At 72.5% G+C, this 607-nt stretch carries 2 pseudogenes; both read left to right on the top strand.

Annotated elements, in window-relative coordinates:
- Nucleotides 1–301, top strand: a pseudogene (locus tag ACDELDRAFT_RS24405) (DJ-1/PfpI family protein); the annotation flags it as partial.
- Nucleotides 283–607: pseudogene (locus tag ACDELDRAFT_RS24400) on the top strand (AraC family transcriptional regulator); the annotation flags it as partial. The pseudogenes ACDELDRAFT_RS24405 and ACDELDRAFT_RS24400, both read left to right, overlap by 19 nt.

Below are 607 nucleotides of genomic sequence, written 5' to 3'. Positions count from 1 at the left end.
CGCGGGGCGCAGATCAGTGCCTCGGTGTGCACCGGCGCGTTCATCCTGGCGCAGGCAGGGGTGCTGGTGGACGGGCCGGTCACCACCCACTGGGAGGACATTGCCGACCTGCGCAGGCAGTTTCCGCGGCTGGCGGTGCAGGAAAATGTGCGCTGGGTGGACCAGGGGGGCGCGGGTCACGTCGGCGGGCATCAGCGCCGGCATCGACATGTGCCTGCACCTGGTCGCGCGCCTGGCCGGCCTGACGCTGGCCGAGCGCACCGCCCGCCAGATGGACACGCCATGGACGCCCCAGCCCTGAACCCGCACACGCCGCTCATCCACGTCTATTTTGCGCTGCTGCCCGGCAGCCTCGTGCTCGATTGGGCCGGCCCCGCCGAGGCGCTGCGCATCGCCAACCAGGCACTGCAGGCACAGGGCCGGCCGCCACGCTTTGCGCTGCATTTCGCCAGCCCCACGGCGCAGTTGCCGAGTTCGGTGGGTGTGCTGCTGGCGGGGCTCGAGCCCCTGCCCCTGGCGTTGCCAGCACCCGCGTGGGTGGTGCTGGTGGGGCTGCCGGGCCAGCGCATCGACGTGGCTGACGAGGCCGCACGCGCCCTGCTGCACT

Origin of the sequence: Acidovorax delafieldii 2AN, assembly GCF_000175235.1 — a bacterium.
GTDB classification, from domain to species: domain Bacteria; phylum Pseudomonadota; class Gammaproteobacteria; order Burkholderiales; family Burkholderiaceae_C; genus Acidovorax; species Acidovorax delafieldii_B.
This window is presented reverse-complemented; position numbering and strand designations above follow the sequence as displayed.